We start from the raw sequence: 17081 nt of genomic DNA, 5'->3' as shown, positions 1-17081 counted from the left end.
TCATCGGCGTCCCGTGGTTCGTGCTCCAGAGCACGGGCAGCGCCGGCCGGGCCGGGGTCGTCGCCTTCTGCGCCACCCTGCCCGTGGTGGTCGCCGCCCTCGTCGGCGGCCCGGTCATCGACCGGATCGGCCGCCGGAGGGTCTCCGCCGCCTCCGACCTGATCTGCGGCCTGGCGGTCGGCGCGATCCCCTTCCTGCACTACGCGGGCCTGCTGGAGTTCTGGATGCTGTGCGCGCTGATGGCCGTCGGCGGCCTCGTGCACACCCCGGGCCTGACCGCCCGCTACGTCCTGCTGCCCAGTCTCGCCGAGCACGCCGGCACCACCGTCGCCCGGGCGGCGAGCCTGTACGACGCCGTCTCGCGCGGGGCCCGGATGACCGGGGCCGCGGTGGCCGGCGTACTGATCGCAGCCTTCGGCGCCGAGACCGTCCTCCTCCTGGACGCGGCCACCTTCGCCGCATCCGCCCTCCTCGTCACCGCCTTCCTGCGCGGAGTCCCGGCCGCCGAACCGCAGCGCACCACCGAGAAGCCCTCCTTCGCCGCCTACCGGACCGAACTCGCCGAGGGCTGGCGGTTCCTGACCCGCTCCCGCCTCCTCATGGGCATCACCCTGATGGTGATGATGACCAACGGACTGGACCAGGGCTGGTCCTCCGTCCTCCTCCCGGTACACGGCCGCGAGGACCTCGGCGGGGCCACCACCCTCGGCCTGATGGTCTCCCTCTTCGGCGGCTTCGCCCTCCTCGGCGCCCTGCTCTACGGGATGTGGGGCGAGCGCTTCCCCCGCCGGGCGGTCTTCGCGGGAGCCTTCCTGGTCTCCGGCGCCACCCGCTACGTGGTCGCCGCCGTCACCGACACCCCGCTGCCCCTCACGGTGACCATGGCCCTGGCCGGCCTGGGCGCGGGCGTGCTCAACCCGATCCTGACCACCGTCGTCCACGAGAGCGTGCCGGAGGAGCTGCGCAGCCGGGTCTCGAGCGTGAGCACGGCGGGCAGCGAGCTGGCCATGCCCATGGGCGGCCTCGCGGCCGGCCTGCTGGTCGACGGCTTCGGAGTGACCCGGGCCCTCCTCCTCTTCGCCGCCGCCTACCTCCTGACCACCCTCACCCCGCTGCTCTTCCCGGCGTGGCGGGGCCTGGACAAGAAGCCTTCCGTCAGCAGGACGGAACCGTCTCGCCCCGGTTCAGCCCCCGCAGAGCGTTCACCGCATCCGTCAGCGAGGTGACCGGGACCAGCTGAAGCCCCTTCGGCAGCTCGGACTTCGCGTCCACGGCCGACTCCACCTCCAACGGGACGCCAACAACATCCTCAGCACCGGCCTCGACGGCGCAACGAACACCAAGGCCCAGCAGAACGAAAGCAACGAACCGCCTTCGCTCACGGCCTCTCGCCATCTGAAGTTGCCGTCAATTGCTGCCGCCAAGACGGCAAGAAGCGACAAGAAACGACAAGAAGCCCCAACACGACCTCCAGGGCCGTGGCGGGGCTTCTTGTCGCTCAAATCATGGGATTGCATTGCCCGATGCTAGCTACTGCTCAGTGTACCTTTTTCTAGCACGGGCTAGGACATTGACAGCCTGCGCAGATCCAATGTGCACTCGGACGGCAGCAGAAGACGTTTCGAGAAGTGAGTCCCCAAGTCCGGCAGCCAAGGCCCGCAATGCAGCCTCTCGCACAATACCGAACTCGCTCTCATCGTCAGCGATATTCATCAACATTTTCGCCAAGTAGGCCGGTCCGCCTGCCTTCCGAAGATGCCTGCCGGTGACGGAAATGGCGATATCTCGAACATCGCCATCAATATCCCAATCGACTCCAGCCAGGAAGCTGCGGAGCTCAGGGAGGAGCTCAGAAGACATCCCCCAGTAGTCACCAAGAACCTGCAAGGCAAGGCGGGACAGCATTGGGTCCGTAGGTATACGGAGATACCGCCTGACGACCTCTGCTTGGGCAGGGGAGCCCGCCAGCCCAACCACATGCAACGCCGTATACAGGTCGCCCCGACTTGTCCGGCCCCTAGAAATTGCCTCCACGGCAACGCCGAGTTCCCTGGCATTCAGCGTCCCAGATTTCGCCTTACTGAGCATTTCTCTAAATTCTGCCATCAGTGCCTCGGGACGTATTTCTCTGAGCAGTCGAGCAGCTTGCTGGCCTGACTGAATTCACTTTGGAGTGACGAGAAGCTCGGATGATCAACACCCGCCTTTGACATCTGCACCTTGATCTGATGCATGTGGTTCAGGAGACCCGTCTGAGCATCTCGCACCTCGCTAACGTGATCCCACGGAGTTCCATCAGCCTTTCGCGCAACAACCTCACCGCCGAGTTCACGTTTAGCGGCATCCAGATCCCTGAACGTGAGATGCTCGGCTATCCTGTCCGTCTTTGTCGGAATGCCACAGTTCGAGTTGTGTACGAGCACTGGCGTGGTCCCGGCCAGCACATAGTACGTGTGCTGGCGGGCCCTCCTCTAGCTGCTTTTATGCAGGTAGGGAGGGGTTTTAGGGTCCACCGGAGTCCGTGGTTGTGCGCCTGAATCCGCGGTTGTTGCCGTCGCTACTGCCGTCAGGAGTCGTGGTTCTCGGGCGGGACGGGGATGCGGTCGCCGCGTGACTCGGCGACCCGGAGTGCGTCCGCCAGGGCTTCGGTCAGCCGGCAGGCGAGCCACCGGTACTCGACGGCCGACAGCTCGCTCGCTCCAGGGGCCACGACCTTACGGGCGTACGCCAGGAGTTCCTCGCCCATATCGAGCTGTACTTCTTCGATGCTGTCGGCGAGAGAGGAGAGGTAGCCCTTGCCGTCGGTGCTGAGGTAGCAGGGGTTCCCGTCCTGAGTGGTCCATGGCAGTAAGCGAGGGCCGGTCACGCCTGCCGCTGCGTCGTGCAACTCCCTGCGGCGCATACGGTCCGCGTCGGTCCTGGATGTACTCACCGTTCACCCCCACCTGGGTAGCCGAATGGAATACGGCGACCGTAGGGGGCTACTGTCCGTCACTCCATCGGTGAGGCATGCCAGTTGGCGACGGAGCGTGCCAGAAGTATCGCGTTGCGTGGTAGCTATCCGACGACGCCCAGGTAGCCGGCCAACTCGCGCATTTCCGTCGTGAGGGTGCGCTTGCGCTTGCCCAGGATCTCCTGCATGGTCTCGGCGGCCATGTTCTGGTGCCGCAGCCACTCTGGGGCCGCCGACCGGGCGCGGGTCAGTTCATCCATGGCGGCCGACAGGTCCCCGGTCCGTGTGTGGGCGCGCGCCACGTCGAGGGTGAAGCGGTTCCCGTCGTTCGTGCTGGGCCTGCCCAAGCGCTTCCACGCCTTGGGTGACAACTCCTCTTGCTCGCCTGCCTTGCGCACCACGGCCCGCGCGTCTCCAACGACCATAGAGTCTTCGAGGGCCTTCATCGCCGCCGTGACTGGCCCGAAGACGGACCAGTGCCGGGAGACGTTGCGGTGCGACGTGCCAACGGCGGCTGCCGCCACCCGGGCTGCCTTCCGGTATTCCTTGGCCTCATCCGGCCGGTTGTTGCGGGCGGCTGCGGCTGCGGCCTCCATCGCCAGTCCGCCCCACACTGCGTAGTGGTCCAGCTCGGCCCCGGTGATCTTCGGTTCTACCGCGTCCATGCTCTGGGCGGCGATCCGCTCCGCCTCGTCCAGCCGGCCCTGCCGCACCAGCAGCCAGCACAAGCCACCGACGCCGGATCCTGCCGCGAGCATGTCCCCGGCCTGCCGGGCATCCGCGATCGCGCCGGCCAGGGCAGTGTAGGCGATGTCGTACTGCCGGACCTGGGTGAGGTAAGTGCCGGCCAAGCGCAGCGCCTCCGCGCGGGCCAGTAGGGCCTGCCGGTGCTCGTCTCCACTGTCGTAGTAGGCGACGGCTCTTCCGGCATCGCGCAGCAGGTCCGGCAGTTGAGTCGCGACGCTCTTGTAGCTGTCGGAGAAGTACAGGACCCGCGCGTCTCCCACCGTCCGGGTGAAGGCACGCAGGTTGGGTTCCTCGCCCACCGCTTCGGGGTCCTGGTCCACGAGCCCAACAGCCGGGGTGAGTACGGCGCGCAGCTGGATCAGGTTGACCCGGTTCGGCTCCTCTGTACGGCCCACGGGTTCGGGGGCGTCGGACGTCATGAGCGCGCCGGTGGTCACCCTCAGCGCGCGGGCGAGGGTGTGAAGAGTTTCCATGCGGACCGTGCCGCCCTGCTCGACCTTGCGGACGGTCCCCGGCGAGACGCCTGCGGCGTATGCGAGTTCTTCCTGGCTCATCCCGGCCCGACGCCGGTACTTACGGACGTTGTCCGCCAGTTCCGTAGTCATCAGCTGACCACCTCCAGCGCCACGGTACGCCGGTCCGGCGAGCCAACCGAGGGCTATCCGGCAGATACCCGCCCGAAGCGGTGACCCACCACCGGCTTGGTGCCGAGCAAACAGGCTGGGCCCCGGCAGGATCGGGGCCTGAGCGGGAGGGGTCCCTCGTCGGTCGGGCAGCTTCGCCGTACCAGGGTTCTCCGGGGGCCGCCAAGGCTCACCGGTGACGCTTGCGCTTGGCCTTGGCGGCCCCCGGGGGTTCCTGGTACGCCTCCGGTGACCGGGCGACGAGCACACCCGCTACACCGCCTGCGTCAACCGATACCTCATCCCCGGCCTGGGCAAGAAGAAGCTCACCAAGCTCACCGCCAAGGACATCCGCACCTGGCTCAACCAGCTCCGCACCACCTGCCAGTGCTGCACGCGCGGCCGCGACGCCCGGCGCGACCAGCCCCGCTGCTGCGCCGCCGGAACGTGCTGCTCCAAGCGGCTCTCCCCGCGGACACTGGCGTACATCCACTCCGTCCTCAAGTCCGCCCTGGAGCACGCCGTCCGAGAAGAGGAGATCCCGCGCAACGCCGCCCGCAACGTCCGCACCGGCACCCCCCGCCCCCGACGTTTCGAGCCCCTCACCGCCGACGAGGCCCGCCAGTTCCTCACCGCCGCGAACGGTCACCGGCTGTGTGCACTGTTCGAGCTGGCTCTCCACACCGGACTCCGCAAGGGCGAACTCCTCGGCCTGCGCTGGGAAGACCTCGACCTCGACTCTGGCACCGCTGCTATCCGCCGCACCTTGCAGCGCACCAGCACGGGCGGGCTCACTACGTTGCCGACCAAGACCCGGGCCTCCGAACGCCGCATCGCCCTGCCTACCCGCAGTGCCCAGTCGCTGAAGCTCCACCGCGAACGGCAGCAGCGCGAGCGGGAGGCCGCAGGCACCACGTGGCAGCAAAGCGGACACGTGTTCACCACTCCCCAGGGGGTAACGATCGACCCGACCAACCTCACCCGCGCCTTCAGCACTCTCCTCCGCAAGGCCGGCCTCCGCCGCATCCGCTTCCACGATCTCCGACACACCACCGCCACCCTGCTTCTTGAGCAAGGCGTCGAACTCGTGGTCATCAAAGAGCTGTTGGGTCACGCCCACATCGGCGTCACCGCCACCGTCTACGCCCACGTACGCCTACGACTGCAGCGGGAGGCGATGGCAGTCCTCGGCGACGCCCTCAACCGCCCCTGACACACGCACGGCAACGGCCGTGAACACCTCTGGTGTTCGCGGCCGTTGCCGTCAACTACTGCCGTCAGGCAACGACATAACGGTTGATACCGGCCATCCGATGGCCCTATTGCTTCGCTCAAGCGAACCGACAGAGCCGCACCGAAAAGTGCGATTGGCCTATCAGGGCGTCCAGTCGTGATACCTCTACTCACGACGGCATATCTAACTCAGCAGCCGCTCCAACGCATCGAGGGTCTCCTCGATGGCCAGTTCGTCCTCGCGAGGCAATTCTCGAAGATCACCTCGATCAAGAGCAACAGCATAGATTTCCTCAAGGACCCACCAATGTGAGCGAAGATCCTCGCCCAATGGAGATGCCTCAAGGTTCGACGAAACCGAGTCGAGGTCGTCGATCAGACTCCGGAGCGCAATCTCACCGGCACGGTATTTCTGAATCGACTGACGTACGCCTTCGCGCAACCACTGCACATCAGAACTCTCACTCACTGCTTGATCCTTCCGGAGCTAACGGTGACAACCCGCCCAGTTGCGGTATCCGTAATCACCGTCACATGATTCTCCGCTTCGTAGTAGGCCGTGGTCCCGGCCCGCTTCCCTGCCATTTTTTCGCCGACACGAATTGTGTTTTCAACTACCGACGGCATGAGACCGCGCTCCTGCATCCGGTCAATCGCATGTCCGGTGTAATCGCGCCCCGCGATTGTTGCCGGCTCATTTGGCGAAAGATTGCGGAAGTTCGTACCCCTCCCGCCAACTGGGGTTGTCGGGCAGTTGCTGTTGTGAACGAGTACCGGCGTGGCTCCCGCGAGCACATAGTACGTGTGGAGGTCTTCGATCGTGAGGTTGTAGGTCCTCGCGTACTCCGTGTACGACTCGTTGCTGGCAACGATTGCCGTACCACCGGACTCGGTTGTGAGGGACATGTCAGGCGTCAGATCGCCAGCGTCGACCCAGGCATTCTGTGACGGCGACCAGAAGGGGTGCTCGCGAGTGGCGACCAGTTCTTCAATCCCCTCGCCTGTCACAATGGACAGCTTGTTGAAGAACCTGTCATCCTCGGTAGCTATCAGTCGCGTTACTTTACGCTTTCCGGCTTCACCCGACCGGGGATCGGCAGCGATGACTTCGTCGCCGATCTCGATCTCTTCAATGGCCTTTGAGGTGCCGTCCGCCATCATGACGCGCGTGCCGGCCAGGAAGCACTGGCAGCCGCCACCCTTGACGGGTTTGGTATTGCCCCCGGCTCGGGGCATTATTGCGCCAGCACCCCCTCCGGGAAGCTCAGCCGGCGCAATCTCGCCATTCGCGAGCTTTGCATCCATGTTGAGCATGGTGTAATACCCGAGCTCAGGGCAGTCAGTCTCCTCGCAGGCATTTAGCAGCGCCGTGGTCTGCGCGACCCAGATCGTTCCGCGCTCATTATTGACGAGGAACCGGAATTCGTTATCGACCTGCTTCCGATATGCCTTGAGGAATTTCGGGGTGACCTTCTTGGGAAGGCGGAGCGGCTTGTCTTCCCTGTCGAGCCACACGATGTCGTTGGCGGTCGGCCTGAAGGTCGCGTAAGTCTCCGGCCTGCTGTCGTAGCCGCCCGACATCCCGTGCGGCCTACGCGGGTCATCGCCTGCCAGCTTGTCGTCACGAGGGTTGTAGTGACCACCGCAGTTGCCGTTCCAGCAGTCCCTTTCGATCTCGCCCGTGGGATCGCTGAGAGAGACAGGGTTGTTGCTGGAGTACGCGTACCCGTGGAGCTGCTGCGAGTTGGACAGGTCCATGAGCGGGTCGACAGAGATGAAGCGGCCGATCAGGGGGTCGTACTCTCGGGCTCCCAGATGGGTGAAGCCGCTGTCGGTGTCCTTGGTGCCGCCGACGAACCCCTCCTCACCCGCCCAATCGGTCGGCTGGGTGCCGCGTTCCTCACCGAAGATTCCCGTCTTGCGGCGGGTGACTGTCTGCGTGGCATCGGCGCTGATCTGCGTGGTGCCGGTGCCGTGGTGGTCAGCCAGGGTGAAGGTGAGCTTGCCGCCCGTGCGCATGGCGACGCCGCCGTAGTAGCGGGTCCCGGTCACCTTGCCGGACTTGTCGAGCTTGAGCTCGTTGCCGCCCGGAAGGTAGAGGGTGGTGCCGCTCGAGTCCTTGCGGAGCAGACGCTGGCCGGCGGTGTCGTACGCGAACGAGTTGCTGGACGTTCCCTGGTTGAGGGTCTTGAGGTGCCCCTCCGCGTCCCACTCCAGGTACTGGGTCTCTTCCGTTCCGATCTTTCGGGTCTTGGTGTTGCCGGATGCGTCGTAGGTGAAGGCCTCGTCCCGCCCCTCCGTACCCGACTGCGTGATCTTGGGCAGGTCGTGCTTGCCCGCCGTCGACGCCGCGTACGTGCGGACGGTGTCAGATGCCGGGCCCGAAGTGGTCTTGTGCTTGGTCTCGGTCTTGCGGTTGCCGACCGCGTCGTAGGTGTACGTGGTCCAGTACGCGTCCGGACCGCCGACGACTGATTCGGCGGGCGCCGCTGCGCAGGTTTCGCCCCTGTTGGTCCAGGCGTCGACGATGCGGCGCAGCGCGTCAAGGTTGACGCACTGGGTGTCGGTGGTGCGCTCCGCGTCCTGGCCATTGGCCGTGGCGATGGCCGTCAGGTTGCCCGCGGGGTCGGTGGTGTAGCGGGTGTCTTCGAGGCGTTGCGGTGCGACCTCCCGGTCCCTGTAGGCGCGGGTGACGGTTCCGGTGTGGTCGTCGTACTCGGTCGAGGTGAACACCCGCTGGCCGGGCGCTCCGAGCTCCTGGCGCGTGGCACGGCCGTAATGGTCGTACGTCATGGCCGAGACGAGCCTGCTGCTGCCGGCGCCCAAGGTGTTGAGGAGGCCGGAGACCGACTTGTAGGTGCTGCCGACCGTTTCGGCGGGGAGGTCCCCCATGGCCGGCTGCTTGGTCGTGAGCAGCTGCCCGGTGATGTTGTAGCTGTTGGTCCACTTGTACGTACCGGCGAGCGCGCCCGTGTCCGGCGTCGCCGGGACGGTCACCTGCGTCTGCAGCGGCTGGTAGAGGTGGTCGTAGACGGTGACTTCCGACTCGTAGGCCTGGCCGTCGATGTACCGGGTCGACTTGCTCAGCCGGCCCTTGGCCACGGTGTCGTAGACGTTCGACGTCAGGACCGTCGCGCCCTGCTTGACCGCAGTGGGGCGACCGAGCTCGTCGTAGTCGGTGTGCAGGGTGATGCCGCGGGCGTCGGTCGCGTCCGTGGCCTTGCCCGCACTGTCGTACGTGGTCTTGGTCGTGCCCTTGTCCGGGTCGTTCGCCTCGATCTGGGAACCGCGTACGTCGTAGGTGTAGGTCCACTGCGCGCCGCTCGGGTCGGTGACCTGGGACAGGCGTCCGAGCCTGTTGTACGCGTACCGAGTGGACTGCGACGTCATGCGTCCGGCGTCGGTGTACTGCTTGAGTTCGACCGTGCGTCCGAAGGCGTCCACGACGGTGGTCGCCGAGGTCCCGCCTTGGGGCGGAACGACGGTGGTGGTGTCACCGGTGTAGCTCGTGGTGGCCCGCTTCGTCTCCACCCCGAAGCGCTTGGAGATCACCGCGGTGGGTCGGCCGGCTCCGTCGTAAACCGTGTCGGTAGAGGCCGGGTAGGCGCTCTCCGGGCCGGACACCAGCTGAACGTCGGGGGCGCCGTCGGCGTAGTACGTCCCCGAGGACCGCCAGGGCTGGCCCTTCGTGTCGTAGAACGTCTCGGAGATCAGACGTCCCGCCAGGTCCGGTGACTGCGTCTGGGTCTGGCGATCACGCAGAAGCCCGTCCTGGATGGCGTGGCTGACTACGTACTTGTAATCGTGGGTCAGCGACCTGGAGGTGACGACGTTCGGGCCGTCGTTGCGGATCGTGTACTCGAAGAGGCGGCTCGGCTTGTCGGGGTTGGTGGCGGCCGGCCAGTTCGGCAGCCAGACCTTCGACGTACGCCCGAGGGCGTCGTAGGTCGTCGTGGTCACCTTGCCGTTGGGGTCGGTGACCTTCGTGGCCTGCCCACGCAGCGGGTCGAGCTCGGAGGACGCGGCGTGGCCCTTCGGATTCGTCACGACCATGGTGGTCGCGACCTCTCCAGCGGCAGGAGCCAGTGCGATGGTGGTGAGCTTGCCGTACGGGTCGGCAATGGCCAGCTGGCGCCCGTAAGCGTCGTAGCAGAGCTGATCCTTGGAGACGCCGCAGGTGCTGGGTATGTAGGAGAGGGTGTCGTAGCCGTCCCCCTTCGCGTTGATCGTCTCGGTCTTGGTGAGCAGGCCAGTGCCGGGGACCGTGCCGAGCGCGCCGTTGTCGAAGTAGGTCCGGCTGTCGGAGATGACGTCCACCGGCCGGTTGACCGTCGAGCCGCAGGGCACCGCGACCGTCTCGACCCGGCTCACCTTGTCCAGGATCCAGCTCGTCGTGTTGCGGGCGTAGCTGCTCGTCGTGCAGGCCTCGTCGCCGGTCGTGGCGGTGTCACCGCTCTGGGATTCCCACTCGACCATGCCGTAGCCGTCGTAGTGCCGGGTGACTTCGGTCGTGCGGGTCCCGCCGGTCACCGTGGTGCGAGTGGAGGCCTTCTCCACTCCGGTCTTGTACGACACCAGGTCGGGAAGGCCGGGCCGGACCCGCTTGGCCACGATGTCCGAGCGCCAGGGTGTGCTGGAGGTCGCGGTGACGAGCTTGTCGGTGTCGTCCCCGTTGTAAGTGGCCGATTCCCGAGGGCGCCCGGCGTACTCCGGGCGGTCGATGACTGCCGCTCCTGCGCCGTCCTTGACCTCCTTGCCGTCAAGGCCTCGGAAGTAGCGCATCTCGGTGAGGGACTTCGGCTCGTCGGCGGCGCCGGCACGAACCTGGACGCGCTCGTAGCCGCGGGCGACGGAGTGGACCCGGTCCTCGGACTTGGTGAACTCATCCGTGCTCTTGTCCCAGGCCGCTCCGCCCAGGTAGCTGTACGAGGTCACCTTGTCTGGTGAGTCGGCGAGGTTGTCGCCCTCCAGCACCTTGTCGACGACGTAGGTGTTGAACCAGTCCAGCTTGGCCGTCTCACCCTCGAACGCCCATTTCACCGGGTAGCAGCGCTTGGTGTTCGAAGCGTCCGCAGCCGGCAGGGTGTCGACGGTGCAGTCCGGCTGGGAGTAGGTGACGCCTGTCGTGCCTCCGGACTCGGTGGTCACCTGGGACATCCGCAGGCGGATGAAGGGGGCGAGGCCGTCACCGGTCTTGTCGACACGGTTGGGCTTCTGCTCACCCGCGAAGGTGATCGGAGGGAGGGTGATGTCGGGGGCGTCGCCGGCCTTCGCCGTGCGGGTGATGGACTTCAGCCACAGCGGAGTGGAGATGCCGTCACCGGACGGCGGAAAGCTCTGCTCCAGGGCCCAGGAGTCGACGTCCTTGTAGGCGCCGCCGGTCAGGATCCTGGTGTTGATGCCCGTCAGTCGCATGCGCGACCAGAAGGTGGGCGAGAACTGGTTCTTGCACTCGGTGGAACCGTCCTTGCAGAACTGGTCGTACGGAGAGTCGGGCCAGTTCTTGGCGTTGCTCTCGTCGAAGGTTCCGCAGTTGGTGAGGCACCGCTCCGAGGCGCTGAAGGAGACCTGGCCCATGGCCTTGGCGCTGTAGACCGAATCGGCGCGAAGCCCGTAGTCGATGCGGTCGAGCCAGCCCGATCGAATGTAGGGAGTGACGGTTCCCTTGCCGGTGGTCTGGGAGACGTTGCGCCCGTAGTTGTTGGTCTCCGTCTTCCAGTAGTAGGCCATGGCGCTGCCGCCGGGGGCTACCGCGTAGTCGAGCTGCCACCTCCAGGCCTGCTGGCACCAGGCGCTCGCGAACGAGGCGTTGTAGCACGGTTCGCCGGCCTGGTTGCCGTAGACGGGCACGGTCCACGTCGAGTTCGTCGTGGGCGTGGACGCGTCCTTCCACCCCGGGAGGCGGTTCAGGCCGAAGAAGTACTGGGTGCCGTCGGTCGTGGTGATCTTCCAGTGCTCACCGTCGTTGTCGCCGTTCGTGGCGCCGGTGAGCTTCTCCACCTTCTCGCCGGAGTCGGACGCCGGGTGCCAGCCCTTGCCCTGTTCGAAGACCAGCTCGGTGGACTTGCCGTTCAGGGACAGTGTGGCGTTGTCGTTGAACCAGCACTGGTCACCCACCTTCGCGGTGTTCGTGCTGCCGGTCTTGTCGTCGTTGCACGGCTTGTACTTGCGCTCGATGAACCCCGGCTCCCAGGACCAGCCGTCACCTATCCAGGACGCCTGGGTGTTGGATGCGGCAGTGCGGCCATCGACCGACTGCGAGTTGTAGTCGAGGGAGATCTTCGGCACGAGACCTCCCGGGACGGGGGGCATCGCGACGTTGTACGACCAGGTGAACGCGCCGGTGGATCCGCCCGCGTTCCAGGAGCCCGAGGGCTGCAGTGATGTCGCCTTGTAGTCGCCGGTCGAACCGGAAGTACCGGCCGTTGCGGCCAGGACCGTCGCGGCAGGGGCGGCGGCAGGTGCCGGCCTCGCCCACAGCCCGGCCGACTTGCCCTCCTGCGCCGAGGCGCCGGGTGTCGTGACCTCGGCCGTGAGCTTGCCCGAGCGGGTGTCGTTCCGGGTCTCGAGCGACTTCTGCGTACGGCATTCCGGACGGTCCGGGGTCGTCAGCGCGCAGGCCGGGAGTTCGACCAGGTGCAGCCGTGCGGCGTAGTCGCCGCCGTACGCGGCGCGGAAGGTGTTGTAGTCGACCTCGACCTTGGCGGAGGTCGACTGCTGGCCACCGTCCGAGCGGCCCACCGACAGCAACACGCCATCGATGCCAGCTTTGCGCGCCGCGTCCCGCGCGGCGACAGCCACCTTCATCCTGGCCGGGGTCCCGGCCGCCTTACCCGGTGCCGCGTACACCGCCACCGGGAACTTGCCCGCCTGATGCGAGCTGGAACCGATGGCAGGAGCCTGTCTCCCGCCAGAGGCGAAAGCCTTGGAAACCGTCCCTGTGGCGAGATCCACCTCGACTGAGCCTGCCGCAGGCCAAGTGACCTTCGGAGCCCGCCACGCGTGGTCCGCCGCACCGTCCGGCTTGTTCGTCCCACCGGCACGGACCGGCTTCACCGGTACGGCCTTCGGCTGCTTGAGCTGCGGCAGCGACGGCCTGTCTTTGCTGTCGGCGACGGCCACAGCCCCTGGCAGCGTGCCCGAAAGGACTGCTGCGGCCACTGCCACAGAAAGCCTTCTCATGCGAGATCTTCTCACACCCCACCCCACATATCTAGGAAATTCATCGGCGCAGAATAACAGCCCGAATTCGCGAGTCCGAAACGCCGACCAATGGCTTAAATTCGAATACCAATGGCGTCGATTAACTCCTGGGCAAAAGTAATAATCGCACCCAATTGTCACCAAAAGTGCAGGTCAACAGGGGTGCACTCAACCTGAGGCGTCGAGTACAGTCGCCGCGAATATCAGACGGTTGGAGCTTGAGTGACGACAAAAAAGAGACTCTCCCGCAGGTCAGGCGGGCGGAGGATAAGCGGAGTCATTTCCTTCGCTCTGGTTGGCTCAATAGCGACCACAGGTTTGGCTGTATTACAGCCGGACACGGCGGCAGCGGCCGCCGACCCAGTTGCCGACGGCTCGATGCGGGCGGAGGACTTCGCTCTTGCCAAGGCCAAGGAGACCGGGCAGCCTTACGAGCTGACGTCCGCGCGGACCGGTTCCTCGGACACCTGGGCCCTGCCGACCGGCAAGTGGTCCGTGAAGCGGTACGGCACGACGGTGCGGGTGCGGCAGGGTGGCGTCTGGGTCGCGACCGACCCAACGCTCCAGTTCGGCCTGGACGGGAAGGTGGCGCCCAAGGCCTCGGCCGTCTCGATCGCCTTCTCCGGCGGCGGCACCGCGCCCCTCCTGACCGGGGTCAAGGACGGCCGTACGCTGTCGCTGACCTGGCCCAAGGCCCTGCCGAAGCCGACGCTGGCCGGGAATGTGGCCACCTACGCGAACGTCATGCCGGACGTGGACCTCCAGCTGAAAGCCGAGGTCGAGGGCTTCTCTCAGCTGCTGGTGGTCAAGACCGCCGAAGCGGCGAAGCACCCTGACCTCGCTCTACTGAGGTTCAAGCTCGACACGGTCGGCTTGAACGTCACGAGCGACCCGACGACCGGACTGCTCAGCGCGGTCAACCCGGCCGGGCAGAACGTCTTCACTGCCTCGGCGCCCATGATGTGGGACTCGACCAGCACAGGAGCGGCGGCCCCCCAGGCTCGCTCGTCCGCGGCAGCGCGCTCGCTTGCCGCAGACCCGGGGACCGGTGCCGGCGCACCCTCCGACGCCTTCGTGGCGCCGTCAGGGGCGAAGGACGCGCAGATGCCCACGGCGGTCTCGGGCGACACCTTGGAGATCAAGCCGGACCAGGCCCTGTTGACCGGCGCGCAGACGAAGTACCCCGTCTACATCGACCCTTCGGTCGCCTGGGGCGAGCGTCAGAACTGGGCCTGGGCCTACCGCAGCTGGCCGAACAACTCCTACTGGAACACCAAGCAGGACGTCCGGGTCGGGTACGAGAGCGACACCAACGGGCTCTCCCGTTCCTTCTTCCAGTTGGACACTTCCAACATCAAGGGGGCTCTCGTCTCGAAGTCGACCTTCCGCGTGAAGGAGACCTGGTCCTGGTCTTGCACCGCCACCCCGGTGGAACTGTGGACCACCGGTCCCATCTCCTCCAAGACCACGTGGAACAACCAGCCGACCAAGGGCACGCGGCTGGCGACCGTCACCGCGGCCAAGGGCTACGAGGGATGCGCGCAGGGCAACCTCGAGTTCGACGCGACGGCGGCCGCGAAGGAGTCCGCCTCCAAGGGCTGGTCCAGCGTGACGTTGGGCCTGTACGCCTCGAACGAGGGCGACGTGTTCCAGTGGAAGCGCTTCGACCCCAAGACGATCACGCTCGAGACCGAGTACAACAACCCGCCTCGCAAACCGCGGGCTCTGGGAACCAACCCCTACGCCTCGTGCAGCGTCGGTGCCTTCGGTGACCTCATCGGGGACGCCCACGTGAGCCTGTTCGCGACGATCGAGGATCCGGATGGCGGAAACCTCGAAGCCGAGTTCCAGATCTCCAAATTTTTCGCGACGAGCTTTGGCTACAAGGTGATCGCGACACAGTCGATCCCGGCGAACAACGGCAAGGTCACGACCTGGAGCGTCCCTGACGCGACGCTGTCCAGCGGCCTCTACTCCTGGAAAGTTCGCGCCAAAGATCAGGACAATGCGTACTCCGACTGGTCCACCTGCAAGTTCAGAGTCGATCGCACACGACCCAGCAAGCCGCCGGTGATCAGCTCCGCCCAGTTCCCCGACGGCAAGAGCGGCTGGCCCGCCACCACCGGCAGGGCCCGCACCCCGGGCACGTTCACCTTCTCCGCCAACGGTGTCGCCGATGCCAAGGAAGTCCTCTACTACACCGATTCCGAGCCCGCACCGCAGGCTGTCGCCCCCGGATCCAGCGTGACCCTCACGCCACCAGGATCCGGTCCGCACTTCGTCTACGCAGTCACCGTCGACCAGGCCGGCAACCGGTCGGACACGGCTACCTACCTCTACTACGCCAATCGCTCCCAGACCCAGGACGGGCCGAACGACCTCAACGGTGACGGCAATCGGGACATCTGGACCGTCGACTCTCAGGGCACCCTGCTCGCCTACGCCGGCCAGGGCAACGGCAAGTTCGCTGCCGCCGCCAAGGGAGGCGTGTCCTTCAGCGGAGCCCAGGTCGGCACCCAGGGTGACTGGGACGGTGACGGCTACAACGACCTCGTCTCTCTCCAGCAGCCGTCCGGGATGACCCAGAAGAAGGTCTGGACCTATCCGAACAACGGGCAGGGCTCGGTCGTCAACAACCCCGTCGAGCTAACGGTGGCCTGCCCGGTCAAGGACCCTGGCATCGGCTGCGACTACGGCAGCGACTGGAACGGCGACGACCACTGGCACAACGCCGAGCAGATCATCCCGCCCGGCGACGTCAACGGCGACGGTGCACCGGACTTGCTCGTCAAGCAGGGCAAGCAGCTGTGGGCCTACTACGGCAGCATCTTCGGCACCCTCGACAGCAACGGGGAGCCCGTCCTCGTCGGAAACGGCGACTGGGACAAGTTCACCGTCGTCGCTCCCGGCGACCTGAACGGTGACGAAGTCCCCGACCTGTGGCTGCGCGACGACACCTCCGGCGACGTCTTCCGGACCTTCGGCAGCAAGGGCCCCAACGGCTTGATCGACCCAACCACCTGGGGAAGCCCCAGCAGCCGTGTGAAGATCGCCTCCGGCATCGGCAAGACCGCGTACCCGACGCTCGGTTCAGCAGGTGACGTCACCGGGGACAAGCTGGCCGACCTATGGGCGGTCGACGCCAACCGGCAGCTCGCGACCTTCAGCGGCACCGGCACCAGCCAGCCCCTGAACGTCACAGGGATCAACCAGACGCCGTCCTTCCTCGGCAACCTCACCGCGCCCACGGCCCAGTGGAAACTGACCAGCTCGTCCAGCAGCGGCAACAGCACGCCCAGCTCCGTCGGAAACTTCCCTGCGGACACAACTGGGATCACTTGGCCCACCGCGACCATTGCCGGACGCAACACCCCCTACGCTGCGTTCGACGGACCGCAGTCCTCCATCACCACCGACAGGCCGGTCGTAGACACGCGTCAGAGTTTCACCCTCAGCGCATGGGTGAAGCCAGGCCCCAGCGGCGCCGTCATCAGCCAGGACAACAACCGCAACAGTGCCTTTGCCATCTTCGCCGACCCCGACTCCAAGAAGTGGGGCTTCGCCCTCTCCTACGCTGACGTCGACGGCTCCGCCTACGACTGGTCCCACAAGACCGTCAACGACGCGGCCCGATTCACGCCTGACTCCTGGCAACAGCTCACCGCCGTGTACAACGCGGACACCGGGCTGATGAGCCTCTACGTCAACGGCGTCCTCGCCGGCGTCGGCCACCACAACGCGGCCAGCAGCCCCGCCCCCGTCGGCCCCCTCGTCATGGGACGGTACAAGGAGAACGGAAAGGCCGACTACTACCACGAAGGCCTCAAGGGCGGCATCAGCAACGTCGCCGTATACCCCTACGCCGCTCCCCTCACCGCACCCGGCGCCACCGGCCCCATGTCCCTGACGGCCAAGCCCAGCCACTGCATGGACAACGACAACGGCCGGCCGATCGACGGCAACAAGATCCAGGCCTGGGACTGCAACATGATCGGCGGCGGCGGCGCCCAGAAGTTCGACATCCGCGCCGACGGCACCATCCGACACCAGGAGAAGTGCCTCGACGCCAAGGACGCGGGCACCTCCAACGGCACGCCGATCCAGATCGTCAGCTGCCACAACCACCCCGCGCAGCAGTTCCTCCCCCGCGCGGACGGCAGCCTGTACAACCCGGTCTCCGGCCGGTGCGTGGACGCGGGCAACATGGAAACGGGCACCCAGCTCTACCTCTGGGATTGCAATGCCAGCAACCCGCAGCGCTGGACCATCCCGGCGCTGAGCACCGCCCCGCTGCCTGTTCCTCTGTGGTGACAGAGATGGCC

Annotated in this window: 6 protein-coding genes and 2 pseudogenes; 3 read left to right on the top strand and 5 right to left on the bottom strand. The window is 66.2% G+C overall.

The genetic code is table 11. From position 1 onward, the window contains the following. Window positions 1–20: 20 nt before the first annotated feature. A pseudogene (locus OOK34_RS16905) lies at window positions 21–1100 on the top strand (MFS transporter); the annotation flags it as partial. A gap of 1005 nt (window positions 1101–2105) precedes the next feature. Here the strand turns inward: OOK34_RS16905 and OOK34_RS35500 are convergent. From OOK34_RS35500 to OOK34_RS16895, 3 genes are all read right to left on the bottom strand, one after another. Continuing rightward, entirely contained in the window at window positions 2106–2423 is a 318-nt protein-coding gene (locus tag OOK34_RS35500; protein ID WP_353963378.1) for a polymorphic toxin type 28 domain-containing protein, read from the bottom strand. Window positions 2424–2566: 143 nt separating this feature from the next. Beyond that, a complete protein-coding gene (locus OOK34_RS16900) occupies window positions 2567–2902 on the bottom strand; it encodes a hypothetical protein (RefSeq protein WP_267036776.1) in 336 nt (111 codons plus the stop codon). 155 nt (window positions 2903–3057) lie between these two features. After that, on the bottom strand, window positions 3058–4305 hold the full coding sequence (locus tag OOK34_RS16895) for a helix-turn-helix domain-containing protein (RefSeq protein ID WP_267034698.1): 1248 nt from the start codon (window positions 4303–4305) through the stop codon (window positions 3058–3060). A gap of 277 nt (window positions 4306–4582) precedes the next feature. On the opposite strand from OOK34_RS16895, the pseudogene OOK34_RS16890 reads away from it, so the two are divergent. Beyond that, window positions 4583–5536: pseudogene (locus OOK34_RS16890) on the top strand (tyrosine-type recombinase/integrase); the annotation flags it as partial. A gap of 204 nt (window positions 5537–5740) precedes the next feature. Here OOK34_RS16890 and OOK34_RS16885 read toward each other — a convergent pair. Beyond that, window positions 5741–6025, bottom strand: coding sequence for a hypothetical protein (locus tag OOK34_RS16885; protein WP_267034697.1), 285 nt, complete (start codon window positions 6023–6025; stop codon window positions 5741–5743). Next, window positions 6022–12678 carry a polymorphic toxin-type HINT domain-containing protein gene (locus OOK34_RS16880; RefSeq protein ID WP_267034696.1) on the bottom strand — a complete coding sequence of 2219 codons (6657 nt, stop codon included), beginning with the start codon at window positions 12676–12678 and terminating at the stop codon, window positions 6022–6024. The genes OOK34_RS16885 and OOK34_RS16880 overlap by 4 nt, the downstream gene beginning before the upstream one ends. A 399-nt stretch (window positions 12679–13077) precedes the next feature. On the opposite strand from OOK34_RS16880, the gene OOK34_RS16875 reads away from it, so the two are divergent. Next, window positions 13078–17070 carry a ricin-type beta-trefoil lectin domain protein gene (locus tag OOK34_RS16875; protein ID WP_267034695.1) on the top strand — a complete coding sequence of 1331 codons (3993 nt, stop codon included), beginning with the start codon at window positions 13078–13080 and terminating at the stop codon, window positions 17068–17070. Window positions 17071–17081 lie beyond the last annotated feature (11 nt).

The sequence above is a fragment of the Streptomyces sp. NBC_00091 genome, from assembly GCF_026343185.1.
GTDB lineage: Bacteria > Actinomycetota > Actinomycetes > Streptomycetales > Streptomycetaceae > Streptomyces.
The sequence above is the reverse complement of the archived record's forward strand: the minus strand, read 5'-3'. Positions and strand labels throughout refer to the sequence as shown.